This window comes from Mycobacterium sp. PO1, assembly GCF_017312405.1.
Taxonomy (GTDB): Bacteria; Actinomycetota; Actinomycetes; order Mycobacteriales; family Mycobacteriaceae; genus Mycobacterium.
On record NZ_BLTG01000074.1, the window covers coordinates 49,990 to 64,616 of the forward strand.

The window sequence follows — 14,627 nt, forward strand, 5'->3', positions numbered from 1 at the left end:
GACACATGGGATTACGCGGCGACGCCGCGATCGTCGGCTACGTGGAGTTGCCGCCTGAGCGGATGAACAAGGCGACGGTCGCGCCGTTCACACTCGAACAGTGGGCCGAGCTGTCGGCCGCGGCGCTGGCCGACGCGGGGCTCTCCGCGGAGCTCGTCAACGGCATCACCACGTCCCCGCTCGCCGAATCGGAGATCTTCGTTCCCTCGACCGTGGCCGAATACCTCGGCGTGGACGCCAACTTCGCCGAGCATGTCGACCTGGGGGGTGCGACGGCGGCGGCCATGGTGTGGCGGGCGGCCGCGGCGATCGAGTTGGGCATCTGCGACGTGGTGCTGTGCGCGATCCCCGCCCGGTACATCACCCACACGTCGGAGAAGAAACCCAAGCCGCTCTCGGATGCGGTCTTCTTCGGCGCGTCCAGCAACCAATTCGGCTCCCCACAAGCCGAATTCGAGATCCCGTACGGCAACCTCGGTCAGAACGGGCCGTACGGACAGGTGGCCCAGCGCTACGCCGCCGTCTACGGCTACGACGAGCGCGCGATGGCCAAGATCGTCGTCGACCAGCGGGTCAACGCCAACCACACCGAGGGAGCGATCTGGCAGCACACGCCGCTGACCGTCGAGGAGGTGCTGGCGAGCCCGGTCATCGCCGACCCGCTGCACATGCTCGAGATCGTCATGCCGTGCGTGGGCGGCGCGGCCGTGGTGGTCGCCAGCGCCGAGGTGGCGGGGCGAGCCAAGAACCGTCCGGTGTGGATCAAGGGTTTCGGGGAGCACGTGCCGTTCAAGACGCCGACCTACGCCGCCGATCTGCTGCACACTCCCATCACCCGCGCGGCTGACACGGCGTTCGCGATGTCTGGTTTGACGCGGGAGCAGATGGACATGGTCTCGATCTACGACTGCTACACCATCACCGTTCTGCTCAGTCTCGAGGACGCGGGCTTCTGCGCCAAGGGCACGGGCATGGAGTTCGTCGCCACCCGCGACCTGACCTTCCGCGGTGACTTCCCGCTCAACACCGCGGGCGGCCAGCTCGGTTTCGGTCAGGCTGGCAACGCGGGCGGCATGCACCACGTCTGTGACGCCACCCGTCAGATCATGGGGCGTGCGGGGCCTGCTCAGGTCGCCGGCTGTGATCGGGCCTTCGTGTCGGGCAACGGCGGCATACTTTCCGAGCAGACCACCCTCGTGCTGGAAGGGGACTGAACGTGGACCTGTCGATGTTGCAGCGCCCGATGCCGGTCAAGACGCCGACCACCGCGCCGTTCTGGGATGCCCTGGCGCAACATCGGGTCGTGATCCAGTATTCACCGTCGTCGGGCTCGTATGTGTTCTACCCCCGGGTGCGGGCACCGCGCACACTGGCCGACGACCTGGAGTGGCGGGAGATCTCCGGGATGGGCACGGTGTATTCGTTCACGGTGGCCCGCCGGCCCGTCGGGCCGCATTTCGCGGATGCGGTGCCCCAGTTGCTGGCCATCGTGGAATGGGACGAAGGGCCCAGGGTGACCACGGAATTGGTCAACGTCGAACCCGGCGACATCACCGTGGGCATGCGGGTGCGGCCGGTCTTCTGCGACTACCCCGAGCACGATGTGACGATGCTGCGCTACGAGCCTGCGGATCCACGATGACCGACCGCACCGACGAAGAGCAGATCGGCGACGTGCTGGTGCGGTATGCGACCGGGATCGATCGACGTGACTGGGACCTGTTCCGGACGGTGTTCACCGAGGACTGCGAGCTCGACTACGGCGACATCGGAGTGTGGCGCGGTGTCGACGCCGTGGTCGACTTCATGGTCACCGCCCACGACATGGCCGGACACACCCTGCACCGGATCACGAACACGACGGTTTCGGTCGACAGGGACACCGCCACCGCGCGCGCCTACGTCGACGCTCTGATCATGTCTCAGGACAACAGTTCCGGCGTCAATGCCGCTGGCTTCTACGACGACGAACTCGCGCGTACCCCGGCCGGCTGGCGCATCGCGCGGCGACGGTTCACCACCGTTCTGGTCAGGACCGTGACCCCCGGATGACCTCGCGCAGATCTTCGCACGCGCCGACGCCGTCCGGATGATCGCTCAGGCCGTCGACGCCGCAACGGGAGACGGTTGCGGCGATTTCGACGGCCGCGGGGCGAACAGATCTGTGGCGGTGCTCCGTCCGCGCAGCGTGGTCTGTCCGGCGGCAGTCCAGCGCACTCGCTCGGCGGTCGCGGCGACGGACCTCGCGGCGCCGGAACACAATGTGCGGGTAGCGAATTGCTTGGCGTGATCAGCCAGCCGCGCCGCCTCGTTCACCGCGTCGCCGACGACGGTGTACTCGTAGCGGTTCTCGGCACCGATGTTGCCGGCGAAAACCGGACCGGCCGATACCCCGATGCCGAAATCGAGCGGCAAGCTGCGCAGTTCGTCGGCCAGTGCGCGGGCTGTGGACAACGCCGCGGTTGCGGGTTCGTCGACGCGCAGCGGCGCGCCGAACACCGCCAGCGCGGCGTCGCCCTGGAACTTGTTGATGAGTCCGTGGTGCGCGTCGACCTGTGCCACGACGATGCGGAAGAAGTCGTTCAGCACCTCGGCGACCTCATGGGGCTCGCGGTCGACGGCGAGTTGGGTGGAGTCGACGAGATCGATGAACAACACCGCGACGTCGCGTTCGTCTCCGGTCGATGTCTCCTCGGCGGCGACGGCGTGGCGGGCGACTTCCTCACCGACGTGCCGGCCGAACAGGTCTCGGAGTCGATCGCGTTCCCGCAGCCCGGCGACCATGCTGTTGAAGCCGCTCTGCAACCGGCCGATCTCGGACCATTCGTAGACGTCGACGGAACGGTCGATGTGGCCGCGCTCGACGTCGGCCATCGCCTCGATCACCTGGTTGACCGGATCGGAGATCGACATCGACACCAGGATCATGGCCCGCAGGCCGAGCAGCACGGCCACCAGCGCCAACACCAACAGAGCCAGGTCGATCGACGTCGACTCGTCGATGAGCCAACTGTTGGACCGCATGACCAGCAGCAGCGCGATCGCCGATCCGGGCAGCGCCGTGCACACCAGCCACATGATCAACAACCGCGATCGAACCCCCGGCACCGAACGCCGATACCGGCCTGGCGAGACACCCGCCAGGATGGGGCGAAGGGTGCGCAGGGTGAACAGGAAGCCGGTGCTGACGGTGGCCACCGCGCCGAACAGCATGGTCGACGCGATCACCATGAGGGCGGCCGGCCCCGCGGTGTGGTTGAGCGGTATCAGGATCGCGGTCGCCAACAGCCACGGTGCCAAGGTGATCGCTGCTTGCCGTCGGGTGATCCTCGAGGCGCTACGAACCTGTTTGTCCGTCGGAGGTGACTCGCTGCCTAGCCAGCGCAGGGTGGGCCGCACCGTCAGCGTGGCGCCGACGGCCACCAGGGTGGTGCCCGCGACGACCTGGACGGCCAGGATGACCAGGCCCTGCGCATTCCACGTGCTCCGCCCACCCAGCGACATGACGATCGCCACGACCTCGGCCAGCGTCAGAAGGTAGGCCCACGACAGGCCCGCGACGTAGCGCATCAGCAGCCGACGAGGCCTCACACGGCCGAAGGTATCAGCCGGCGGCCACGAGGGTTCGCCTTCATTGCGGCGCGCCGAGACCCAGCGGGGGCCCGGCTTGCGGTGTCAGTCGCTGGCGGGCAGCGGCTTTGCCTCCTTGAGTGACAGGGGAGTCGACCCGATGCTCAGTGTGCCCTTGCCGGCCTTGGTCACCAGGACCTCGGCGCCGGTGTCGTCGACGTAGCGCTTACCCATCAGCGTGCCGTCGGACATCGAGTCGTCGATCGTGAGTGAGGTGTCGGCCTCGCCACCGATCGGGACCATCGGTGCGCCGCCTGCGCGCAGGTCATCGAGGCTGTCGGCGCTGCGCACAACGATCACCTGGGTGTCACAGACTTGGCTTTGCAGCCGTGTGCCGTTCTTGATCATGCGGGCTCCTTCGACTGGGCGTTGAGTTCGTCGACGAGGTCGCGGCGTAGCACCTTGCCGGTCGCGTTGGTCGGCAGTTCGTTCCGGAACACGACCCGGTCGGGGGTACGCGATCCGCGCAGCTGTGAGCGAACGTAGCTGCGGAGGTCTTCGATATCGGGTTCGGTGCCAGGGCGGGGTACCACGACCGCGACGATGATCTGGCCCCATCCGCGGTCGTCGGCACCGACGACGGCGCACTCACGGACGTGGGGATGCTCGACCAGGACGTCCTCGATCTCGGCGGGCGCGATGTTCTCGCCACCCCGGATGATCGTGTCGTCGGAGCGTCCCCCGATGAACAGATAACCCTGCTCGTCGAGGAACGCGACGTCTCGGGTCGGGAACCAGCCCTGCTCGTCGAGCACCGAGCCGATGTCGGTGTACTTGCCGGATACCTGTTCACCGCGGACGAACAGTTCGCCGGGTTCGCCTGCACCACACACGGTGCCGTCCTCGCGGCGGATCTCGACCTCGATTCCCGGCACCGGCCGGCCCACCGACCCGAGCCGGCGGACGACGGCCGGGTCGTCGGCGGCCAGCGCGTCGCGGTGGTCGTCGGGGGTGAGCACTGCGATGGTGGAACTGGTCTCGGTGAGTCCGTAGGCGTTGACGAAGCCCACGTCGGGCAGCAGCTCCAGCGCCCTACGGACCAGCGGCAGCGCGACCTTCGATCCGCCGTAGGCCAGTGTGCGCAGGTGGGGCAGCGTGACGCCCCGCGAGTCGAGCACGGTGACGATGCGGTCCAACATCGTGGGCACCACGGTCGCCGACGTGACACCCTCGTCGAGCACCAGCTGTACCCACTTGTCGGCGTCGAAGTGTCGCAGGTACACCATCTTCCGACCTGCGTACAGGTTGGACAGCGCCGCGCTGACGCCGGCGATGTGATACGGCGGCACGCAGATCAACGCAGCATCACCGGGTTCGGCGGAGGCGAACTCGACGGTGCCGGTGATGTAACTGGTCAGATTCGTGTGGGTGAGCTCGACCGCCTTCGGCTTCGACGTGGTTCCCGAGGTGAACAGCACCACGCCCACTGCGTCAGGGTCGGCGAACTCCGCGGCCGGTTCGGCGGTCCGTGCCGACTCGAGGAACTCGGCGGAGCCGATGGTCCGGTAGCCCTCTCCCACGGCGTCGCGATACTCGTCGTCGACGACCACCAGGGGGTCGGGCAGGCGATCCAGCAGTGCGCGCAGGCCGTCGGCCGACAACCGGTAGTTCAGCGGGGTGAGCGGAACTGCGGCGCGGGCCGAGGCGAACAACAGCAGCGGCAGCATCGCGCCGCCGGTGCCGACATAGGCGACATGGCGAGCACCCGACGCCGCGATGACGCCGGCCCCGCCGTCGGCCAGCGTGCTCAGTTCCTCGGTGGTGAGCCGGATATCGTCGTCGACCACCGCCGTCTGCTCAGCGTCGGCCGACGCGGCCTCCTGGGCCATCTCCAGCAGCAACGAAATGCTCATGATTTGTCCACGAAGATATCCCCCATCGGGTCCTCGCCACCGCCGTAACGCGACAGATCGGTCATGCCCGCGGCGGTGAGCACGTCGGCGTCGATGTAACACTGCCCGTTCGCCTCGGCCGCGGGCTTGTCGAAGATCTCGACGGCGGCGTCAGCCATGATGTCGGGGTGCCTCGACGCCTTCACCAGGTCGTCGCCGGCGGCGAGGTTGGACACGGCCGAGGTCGCGATGTACGTCTGCGGCCACAGGCAGCTGAATGCGATTCCGGCGTCGCGGTATTCGGCCGCCCAGCCCAGCGAGAGCAGCGTCATCCCGTACTTGGACAGCGTGTAGGAGGGATGCGCACCCAGCCAGTGCGGGTTCATGTTCAGCGGCGGCGAGAGCGTCATGACATGGGCTGAGAGCTCGTTTACTCCTTGCGTGCGCAGGGTTTGATTTGCTCCTTGCGTGCGCAGGGCCTCCTTTGCTCCTTGCGTGCGCAGGGCCTCCTTTGCTCCTTGCGTGCGCAGGGCCTCATTCGCTCCTTGCGTGCGCAGTGCCGACTTCCGCAGGTGCGGCAGCGCCGCCTTGGTGAGCAGGAACGTGCCGCGGACGTTGATGTCCATCATCAGGTCGAACTTCTTGGTGGGGAGGGTCTCGGTCGGTTCAGTGGCGATCGCGCTGGCGTTGTTCACCACGATGTCGATGCCGCCGAAGCGCTCGATGGCGGTGTCGACGGCACGAACGACGTCGTCTTCGTTGCGCACGTCCCCGACGACGGCAACTCCCTTACCTCCGGCCGCGTCGACCTCGGCGACAGCGGTGTGCACCGTGCCGGGCAACTTCGGATGTGGTTCGGCGGTCTTGGCCAGCAGGACGACGTTGGCGCCCCGTCGGGCCGCCCCCAGCGCGATGGCGAGCCCGATACCCCGGCTGCCTCCCGAGACCACCACGGTGCGGTCGGTGAGCGCTGTGTTCGACGATGGCGATCGGGCCAACTCGGCTCTCCTCGATGCAGGAACAGATAGTGTCGTTCTCATTTTACGGGAACCAGATAATCGCCGTGTACCGGGGTTTCGGTCACTGGCTAGGGTTGTGTGGACCCAGCTTGGCGTGCGGCTTTCCCACAAGCGGTATTGGCATTCTCATTTTTTGCAAGTACGTTATCCTCGATGTCTCAGCCAGTCGATCCCACCGTGCAGACTCCCTCCGGGATTCCGCTGGAACCGGTGTACGGTCCGGCGCAGCGGGCCGCGGACCCCCCACCACCGGGGACGTATCCATTCACGCGCGGGAACTTCGCCTCGGGCTACCGGGGCAAGACCTGGACGTTTCGGCAGTACTCCGGTTTCGGCACCGCCGAGGAGTCCAACCGTCGGTACCGCTACCTGCTCGACCAGGGCGGCACGGGGCTGTCGGTGGCGCTGGACTTGCCCACCCAGTGCGGCTATGACTCCGACGATCCCGAATACGGCGAGGAGGTCGGACGGGTCGGCGTCGCGGTGGACACGCTGGCCGACGCCGAGATCCTCTTCGACGGCATTCCGCTGGACAAGATCAGCACCAGCTTCACCATCAACGGCACGGCGGCCATCCTGCTGGCGTTCTACGTCGCAGCGGCCGAGAAGAAAGGCGTGCCACGGGAGAAGCTCACCGGCACGATCCAGAACGACATCCTGAAGGAATACGCGTCCCGAGGAACCTGGATCTGGCCGCCCGAGCCGTCGCTGCGACTGATCGCCGACACCATCGAGTTCTGCGCGGCTGAGGTGCCGCGGTTCAATGCGATCTCGGTCGCCGGCGCCCATTTTCGGGATGCGGGCGCCAACGCGGTGCAGGAGATGGCTTTCACACTGGCCGACGGAGTCACCTACTGCGACACCGTGGTCGAACGCGGACGGATGACCATCGACAAGTTCGCTCCGCAGATCTCGTTCTTCTTCTACACCCACGGGGACTTCTTCGAAGAGATCGCGAAGTACCGGGCCGGTCGGCGCCGGTGGGCCACGATCGTGCGCGAGCGTTACGGGGCGAGCACCGACAAGGCCTCGATGTTCCGGTTCGGGTGCGTGGCCGGTGGGGCATCGCTGTACGCGCCGCAAGCCCAGAACAATCTGGTGCGGGTGGCCTACGAGGCGATGGCGGCGGTCCTCGGCGGCGTGCAGTCCATGTTCACCGCCGCCTGGGACGAGCCTTTCGCCCTTCCCAGCGAGGAATCGGCGACCCTGGCGCTGCGCACGCAGCAGATCCTGGCTTACGAAACGGGAGTGACGAAGGTGGCCGACCCGCTCGGCGGGTCCTATTTCGTCGAGGCGCTCACCGATGCCACCGAGGAGAAGATCGTCGAGATCATGCATGACCTCGAGCTGCACGGGGGCATGGTGCGCTGCATCGAAGACGGCTACCTGCAAGGCCTGATTGCCGACGAGGCCTACAAGATCCACCAGGAAGTGGAATCGGGTGCGCGGCCCGTGGTCGGCGTCAACAAGTTCGTCACCGAAGAGGACCCGCCCGAGATCGCGACGTACGAACTCGACGCCGAAGGCCGCGACATGCAGCTCAAGCGGCTGAAAGCGGTGAAGGCCGAACGTGACGGCGCCGCGGTCGAGGCGGCCCTGGCGGCGCTGGCCAGATCCGCCGACGGTGACGACAACCTGATGCACAAGCTCATCGACTGTGCCAACGCCTACTGCACGGTGGGGGAGATGGTCACCACACTGAAATCGGTGTGGGGCGAGTTTCAGCAGCCTGTCGTCTTCTAGAGGAGGAGCTGTTCTAGTGCGCACGCGAGGAGCACAGCCGGTGATGCCGCGGGATGCCGCGCCGAGTCGGAGTGGAGGAGCGGGCACATGAGTGTGCGGGTACTCGTGGCCAAACCCGGACTGGACGGTCACGACCGGGGCGCCAAGATCGTGGCCAGGACACTGCGCGACGCCGGATTCGAGGTCATCTACACCGGCATCCGGCAGCGCATCGAGGATATCGTCTCGATCGCGCTGCAGGAAGACGTTGCACTGGTGGGTCTTTCGATCCTCTCGGGCGCGCACGTGGCACTGACCACCCGCACCGTCGACGCATTGCGGGCTGCCGACGCCGGCGACATCGCCGTCGTCGTCGGCGGGACCATTCCGCAATCCGATGTCCAGAAGCTCCTGGACGCCGGTGCGGCAGCCGTGTTCCCGACCGGTACGTCGCTGGAGGATCTGGTGCGCGACGTGCGGGCTCTGACCGCCAAGGTGGAGCAGGGGTGAGCGCGCCGACGGTGTGCGGGTTGCGACTCCGGCCGCTCGTGGTCGCAGGGGCCGCATATTCGGTGACATCGAGGGAGGGTGTATGAGACTCGGCGTGATGATCGGTGCCGAACGAGGCGACATGGCGCGCAAGGTGACCAAACTGGTCGCCGACATCGAGTGGGCCGAGCAGGCCGGTCTGGCCACGGCGTGGATGCCGCAGGTGCCCGACGACTTCGACTGCCTGACGATGGTGGCGCTGATGGCCGCGCACACCTCGCGCATCGAGCTGGGTACCGCGGTGGTGCCGCTGCAGGCTCAGCATCCGATAGCACTGGCCCGCCAGGCCCTTTCGGTGCACGCCATGGCGCAGGGCCGGCTGGCGCTCGGGGTCGGTCCGTCACACCACTGGATCGTCCGGGACATGCTGGGGCTGCCCTACGAGAAGCCGGCGGCCTATACCCGGGACTACCTCGAGGTGCTCGACGCCGCACTGACCGGCCCGGGGTCCGTCGACGTCCAGAACGACACGTTCACCGTGCACAATCCCACCGCATTGGGCGCCGAAACGCCGATGCCTGTTCTGGTCGCCGCGCTGGGCCCGGTGATGCTCCAGATCGCCGGAGCGCATGCCGACGGCACCGTTCTGTGGATGGCCGACGAGAAGGCCATCGGCGAGCACATCGCACCCAAGATCACCAAGTCTGCAGCCGAGGCCGGCCGGCCGGCCCCGCGCATCGTCGCCGGCATCCCGGTGTGCCTGTGCGCGAACTCGGAAATCGACGCCGCCAAGGAACGCGCCAACCGGATTCTCGCGGAGGCCGAGACGTCGCCGAACTATCAGCGCCTGCTCGACCGCGGTGACGCGCGTGACGTCGGTGACCTCTGTGCGGCCGGCGACGAAGAGGCCATCCTGGCGCGCTTCAAGCGGTTCGCCGATGCCGGTGTCACCGACCTGTCGGTGCGACTGCTGCCGATCGGAGACACCCGCGACGAGTTGATCGCGTCGAAGTACCGCACCCGCGAGGTGATCGCCGAACTGGCCAAGGCCGTATGATCACCGTCTGCCGTGGATGAGACGCCGAAGGGAACCGCAGTGAACAGCCCGGGCCCGTTGGCCGGAATCCGGATCCTCGAGGTCGGCGTCATGCTGGCCGGTCCGTACGCCACCATGATGCTCGCCGATCTCGGCGCCGAGGTCATCAAGATAGAGCCGCCCGGCGGCGAGATCTCTCGGCAGGTGTCCGACAGCTACTTCGCCAGCCTGAACCGCAACAAGCAGAGCGTGTGCCTGGACCTGCGCTCGGCGCAGGGTCGGCAGGCACTCGGAGAGCTGGTCGCCGAATCCCATGCGCTGCTGGTCAACATGAAGCCCTCCGCGATCCGACGTCTCGGCCTGACCTATGACGCGTTGCGGAAGTTCAACGAGGCGATCGTATGCGTCGCACTGACCGGCTTCGGTCTCGACGGTGGCGACGACCCGGCATTCGACTACGTCATCCAGGCGGCTACCGGGGTCGCGGCCATGACCGGCGATCCCGACGGCCCGCCGACCCTGCCCGGGTACTCGTCGGTGGACAATTCCACCGGTCTCACCGCGGCGCTGGGGCTGCTGGCCCAGATCCTCTCGGGCCGGGGCGGGCAGGTGGATGTGTCGCTGCGTGACGTCATGCTCTCGCAGCTGAATTACCGGGCGTCGGCATTCCTCAACGACGGCGCGGCGCCCCGCCGGTACCCGATGGGCGCGCACTCGTATTACGTTCCGGCGCAGTTGTTCACCACCGCCGAGGGTTATCTGGCGCTGTTCATCACCCATGACGCGTTCTGGGCCGCGTTCGCCGGCGAGGCCAGCATCGAGGGCTTCCCGACCATGGCAGAACGGGCAGCCCGGCGGGACGAGGTTCTTGCGGTCGTCACCGCCGCGTTGGCCCGCGATTCGGCTGCCAACTGGGAGGCGCGGCTCAAGCCGCTGGGGATCCCGGTGTCGGCGGTGCGCACACTGCCCGAGGCGCTGGCGGCCACCCCCGAGGTCGTCGTGTCAGCGGGTCGGTTCCAGTTGGTGCGCAGCCCGATCCGCATCGCCGGCTACGAACCGCACTACCGGGCGGCGCCTCAGCTCGACGAGCACGCCGACGTGATCGACGATCCCGCCCGGCCGTCTCACTCGGCTCATTCGGCTCACTCGTCATAGGTGACCGTCACCGTGGGTGTGTCCGGGACCGCCTGGCATGTCAGCACGTACCCCTCGTCGACCTCGTCTTCGGTCAGTGCATCGTTGGTACGCATCGTGGCGCGGCCTTCCTTGAGCAGCGCCATGCAGGTGCCGCAGTTTCCGGCCTCGCAGGAGAACGGGGGCCCCAGCCCGGCGCGCCGGGCGCTGTCGAGCAGCGTCTCGCCGGGCTTCGGCGGCACCGATGCGGTGCTGCCGTCCAGGTGGATCGTGATGGTGCCCGGGCTCTGGTCCTCCGCTGCCTGCGACTGTGTCTCCAACTCTGCGTCCACCCTTGCGTCCAACTCCGTCACTGCGGGCCCCTGTTCCGCGGCCAACTGACCGTCTCGACATTGTCATTCTGATAATAGGAGAATAGTATTCTCCTGAACAAGCGGTAGCGCTCTCTCCATTCCTGTTCTGTGCTACCGGGAAGGGGCGCGCGCAACGTGACAGGGCGATCGGTGCTCGCCTTCCAGGAGCGGCACTACACGCTCGCCGACCTCGACGCACTCGCTGCCGGCCTGGCCGCAGAATTGCACGAGCACGGGGTGCGGGCCGGTCACCGGGTGGCGGTGATGTCGTCGAACCGGCCGGAGTTCGTCGTCGCGTTGCGCGCCCTCTGGCGTCTCGGCGTGGCCGCGGTGCTGCTCAGTCCCGCCTGGAAGCAGCGCGAGGTGCGACATGCGCTGACGTTGACCAGTCCGGTATTCGCTGTCGGCGACCACCCGGTGCTGGCCGAGGTGATGCCGATGCGGCACCTCGATGAGCCGCTCGACGCCGCGGACCCCGGCCCGGCCCAAGCGAACGATCCGTCGTCAGATGCGGTGTTGGTGTTCAGTTCCGGCACGACGGGCATGCCCAAGGCGGTGCGGCACACCCACGCCTCGCTGGCCGCGGCGGTGCGGCACTGGCGCGAGGCTCTGCAGGTGTCACCGTCGGACCGCCTGCAGGTGATGACGCCGCCGTCGCACATTCTCGGCCTGCTGAACATCGTGATGGCGCTCGATGCCGGGGCATGGATACGCCTGCATCCTCGCTTCGACATCGACACCATGCTCGCCCACATCGAATCCGACCGGATCACCATCGAGATGGCGGTCGCCCCCATTGCGCTGGCCCTGTCGGCGCATCCGCGCCTGGAGTCGTTCGATCTGTCCTCGCTGCGCTACATCATGTGGTGCGCCACCCCGGTCACCGAAAGCGTCGCCGCGGCGGTCGCTGCGCGGACGGGTGTGCGCTGGGTGACTGCGTACGGCGCCAGCGAGTTGCCGGTGATCTCGTGCAACGACCTGTACGACGCGAAGTTGGACACCGTGGGTAGGGCGGTTCCCGGTGTCGCGCTGCGCATCGTCGCGCTGGACACCGGTGAGCTCGTCGGACCCGGTACCGAAGGCGAGATCCAGGTGCGCTCCGAGTCGGCGATGGCCGGGTACCTGCCTGCGGATTCCACCGCAGCGGCATTCGCCGACGGGTGGTACCGCACCGGTGACGTCGGCTCCGTCGACGGTGACGGTTGGTTGCGGATCACCGATCGCGCCAAGGAGATGATCAAGGTGCGCGGCTTCCAGGTCGCGCCCGCCGAGATCGAGGCGGTGCTGCACGGTCACCGCGCTGTCGAGGACTGTGCGGTGTTCGGTGTGCCCGCCGCCGACGGGGAGGCCATCGTGGCCGCCGTCAAGCTCTCGGCCGCGGTACCGCCCGACGAACTCGCCGAACTGGTCTCTGATCAGTTGGCGTCCTACAAGCGGCCCGGCCGCGTCGTCGTCGTCGACGAGATACCCCGTCTGCCTTCGGGCAAAGTGCTACGCCGAATATTGAAGGAGCGTCTGTGGACGTCCGTCTGAACGAAGAGCAACGGCAGTTGCGCGCCGCGGCAGCGGATCTGGCCGACGACCTCGGACCCGACTCGGTCGCCGATCTCGAGGACGAAGCTCGCCGCGCAAGACTGGAAAAAGCGTTGGATGCCACTGGTTTTCGTTCGCTGCGTGCCGACGGAGCATCTGGTGTCGAGATCGCCATCGTGGCCGAAGAACTCGCGCGCGGCCTCGTCGACGTCCCCTACCTCGGCCCCGTTCTCGCCGACGACCTGCGTGGCAGGCTCGGACGCGAGGTGCCGCATGGGGCCGGCTCCGGGCCGGCGTCGGTGGACCTCACCGGCAGCCTCGCCGGGGTGGTCGAATCGCCCGTCGAGCTGCCAGAGCTGTCCGACGAGGACTCCGGCCGGTGGTATGCGCTGGCGCTGTCGGCGACCGCGGCAGACATCCTCGGAGCCGCCCGGGGAACGCACGCACTGGCGACCGAATACGCCAAGGTGCGTGAACAGTACGGCGCGCCCATCGCCTCGTATCAGGCTGTCGGACACCTGCTGGCCGAGGCGCTGGCGTTGATCGAGGGGTCGGTCAGTGTCGTGCGGCATGCCGCGTGGGCGGTCGACGCGCTGCCGGTGCGTGAAGCCGTCGAGGCCGCCCGCGTCGCGAAGCTCTACTGTGCCAAAGCGGGATTGACGGTCTGTGAGACGTCGATCCAGGTACACGGCGGCATCGGCAACACCTGGGAGTGCCTGGCGCACGTGTATCTACGCCGGGTCCTGGCCGCGACCGAATGCTGGCCCGTCAACCTGGAGGAGCTGACCATTGGACTTTCGTGATTCACCGGACGAGGCCGCATTCCGCGAACGGCTGCGCGGCTGGCTGGCCGAGCAGAAGGGCAGATTCCCGACCTCCGGCGACGCCTACTGGGCCAAGGCCGGGGAGTGGCATCAGGCGCTCTACGCCGCCGGCTTCTTCGGGACATCGTGGCCGGAGAAGTACGGCGGCCAGGACCTACCGCCGGTGTACGACGTCATCGTCGACGAGGAGATCGCCAAAGCCGGCGCACCGGCTCGGCCCAGCCTGGGCTACCTGGTCGTAGGGCTCTCCCATCACGGCAACGAGGAACTGCGGCAACGCTTTCTGCCCGGCATGATCAACGGGACCGAACGCTGGTGTCAGGGCTTCTCGGAACCCGGGGCGGGTTCGGACCTGGCGTCGCTGGCGACGACAGCGGTCCGCGACGGGGACGACTACCTCATCACCGGGCACAAGATCTGGACCAGCTATTCCGACGTCGCCGACTGGTGTCTGGTGCTGGCCCGCACCGACAGGGACGTGCCCAGGCATCGAGGCATCTCGGCGTTCATCGTCTCCATGCACCAACCCGGCATCGAGCAGCGGCCGTTGAAGATGATGAGCGGGGTGACCAAGGAATTCGGTCAGGTCGCGTTCGACGGCGCGCGGGTCCCCGCCGAGAACATGGTCGGCGCACCGGGCGAGGGCTGGAAGCTGGCGATGACGATCGTCAGTCATGAGCGGGAGCCCTCCACCCTGGGATTCTCGGCCCGCTACGGGAAGACCGTGCGTCAGATGGCATCTCGGTTACAGGGGGCGCCGCCGGAGGAGCTGTCTTGGGCGTGGGTGCAGACCGAGATGCTGCGGCTGCACGTCCGGCGGCGGTTGTCCGAGCAGCTCGACGGGCTCACCCACGGCCCCCAGGGATCGCTGGACAAACTGCTCATGACGTGGGTCGAGCAGTCGGTCGGACACGCCGCGCTCAAGACCGTCGGCACCGCCGACGAGGAGTTGTTCGGCGCCTACATGTACAGCCGCGCGCAGAGCGTCATGGGCGGCACCTCGCAAATCCAGAAGAACATCATCGCCCAACGCATCCTCGGCCTGGGAGGCTAAG

15 protein-coding genes are annotated in these 14,627 nt (G+C 67.4%); 10 read left to right on the top strand and 5 right to left on the bottom strand.

The window, feature by feature from the left end; translation table 11 throughout:
* Positions 1–5: 5 nt before the first annotated feature.
* The 3 genes from J3476_RS21645 to J3476_RS21655 are packed head-to-tail and all read left to right on the top strand — an operon-like array spanning position 6 to position 2,052.
* A complete protein-coding gene (locus tag J3476_RS21645; protein WP_207068406.1) occupies positions 6–1,214 on the top strand; it encodes a thiolase family protein in 1,209 nt (402 codons plus the stop codon).
* A gap of 14 nt (positions 1,215–1,228) precedes the next feature.
* Complete coding sequence (locus J3476_RS21650; protein ID WP_373889105.1) at positions 1,229–1,642, top strand: Zn-ribbon domain-containing OB-fold protein; 414 nt, start codon at positions 1,229–1,231, stop codon at positions 1,640–1,642.
* A complete protein-coding gene (locus J3476_RS21655) occupies positions 1,639–2,052 on the top strand; it encodes a nuclear transport factor 2 family protein (protein WP_207068407.1) in 414 nt (137 codons plus the stop codon). The genes J3476_RS21650 and J3476_RS21655 overlap by 4 nt, the downstream gene beginning before the upstream one ends.
* Before the next feature lie 45 nt (positions 2,053–2,097).
* On the opposite strand, the gene J3476_RS21660 is transcribed toward J3476_RS21655, so the two are convergent.
* From J3476_RS21660 to J3476_RS28020, 4 genes are all read right to left on the bottom strand, one after another.
* Positions 2,098–3,591: an adenylate/guanylate cyclase domain-containing protein gene (locus tag J3476_RS21660; protein WP_207068408.1), complete on the bottom strand. Its 1,494-nt coding sequence runs from the start codon at positions 3,589–3,591 to the stop codon at positions 2,098–2,100.
* Between the two features lie 84 nt (positions 3,592–3,675).
* Complete coding sequence (locus J3476_RS21665; protein WP_152518028.1) at positions 3,676–3,978, bottom strand: hypothetical protein; 303 nt, start codon at positions 3,976–3,978, stop codon at positions 3,676–3,678.
* Positions 3,975–5,483, bottom strand: a complete 1,509-nt coding sequence (locus J3476_RS21670) for a fatty acid--CoA ligase family protein (RefSeq protein ID WP_207068409.1) — start codon at positions 5,481–5,483, stop codon at positions 3,975–3,977. The genes J3476_RS21665 and J3476_RS21670 overlap by 4 nt, the downstream gene beginning before the upstream one ends.
* Positions 5,480–6,502, bottom strand: a complete 1,023-nt coding sequence (locus J3476_RS28020; RefSeq protein ID WP_373889104.1) for an SDR family oxidoreductase — start codon at positions 6,500–6,502, stop codon at positions 5,480–5,482. The genes J3476_RS21670 and J3476_RS28020 overlap by 4 nt, the downstream gene beginning before the upstream one ends.
* Positions 6,503–6,634: 132 nt before the next feature.
* On the opposite strand from J3476_RS28020, the gene J3476_RS21685 reads away from it, so the two are divergent.
* The 4 genes from J3476_RS21685 to J3476_RS21700 all read left to right on the top strand — a co-directional run bounded on the left by J3476_RS21685 (position 6,635) and on the right by J3476_RS21700 (position 10,883).
* Complete coding sequence (locus J3476_RS21685) at positions 6,635–8,224, top strand: methylmalonyl-CoA mutase family protein (protein WP_207068410.1); 1,590 nt, start codon at positions 6,635–6,637, stop codon at positions 8,222–8,224.
* 87 nt (positions 8,225–8,311) lie between these two features.
* On the top strand, positions 8,312–8,713 hold the full coding sequence (locus J3476_RS21690; protein WP_207068411.1) for a cobalamin B12-binding domain-containing protein: 402 nt from the start codon (positions 8,312–8,314) through the stop codon (positions 8,711–8,713).
* Between the two features lie 82 nt (positions 8,714–8,795).
* The gene (locus tag J3476_RS21695) at positions 8,796–9,749 is read left to right on the top strand and encodes an LLM class F420-dependent oxidoreductase (protein WP_207068412.1); all 954 of its coding nucleotides are present in this window, start codon (positions 8,796–8,798) and stop codon (positions 9,747–9,749) included.
* A gap of 39 nt (positions 9,750–9,788) precedes the next feature.
* Positions 9,789–10,883: a CaiB/BaiF CoA-transferase family protein gene (locus tag J3476_RS21700; protein WP_207068413.1), complete on the top strand. Its 1,095-nt coding sequence runs from the start codon at positions 9,789–9,791 to the stop codon at positions 10,881–10,883.
* On the opposite strand, the gene J3476_RS21705 is transcribed toward J3476_RS21700, so the two are convergent.
* A complete protein-coding gene (locus J3476_RS21705) occupies positions 10,871–11,194 on the bottom strand; it encodes a 2Fe-2S iron-sulfur cluster-binding protein (RefSeq protein WP_286183524.1) in 324 nt (107 codons plus the stop codon). The two genes, J3476_RS21700 and J3476_RS21705, sit on opposite strands and share 13 nt — an antisense overlap.
* A gap of 156 nt (positions 11,195–11,350) precedes the next feature.
* Between J3476_RS21705 and J3476_RS21710 the strand changes: the two genes are divergently transcribed.
* From J3476_RS21710 to J3476_RS21720, 3 genes are read left to right on the top strand one after another with little or no spacing between them, the layout of a single operon-like run.
* Positions 11,351–12,748: an AMP-binding protein gene (locus tag J3476_RS21710; RefSeq protein ID WP_207068414.1), complete on the top strand. Its 1,398-nt coding sequence runs from the start codon at positions 11,351–11,353 to the stop codon at positions 12,746–12,748.
* Complete coding sequence (locus tag J3476_RS21715; protein WP_207068415.1) at positions 12,733–13,551, top strand: acyl-CoA dehydrogenase family protein; 819 nt, start codon at positions 12,733–12,735, stop codon at positions 13,549–13,551. Before J3476_RS21710 ends, J3476_RS21715 begins: the two co-directional genes overlap by 16 nt.
* Positions 13,538–14,626 (top strand): acyl-CoA dehydrogenase family protein, encoded by a 1,089-nt coding sequence (locus J3476_RS21720; RefSeq protein WP_207068416.1) that lies wholly within the window; start codon positions 13,538–13,540, stop codon positions 14,624–14,626. Before J3476_RS21715 ends, J3476_RS21720 begins: the two co-directional genes overlap by 14 nt.
* Position 14,627 lies beyond the last annotated feature (1 nt).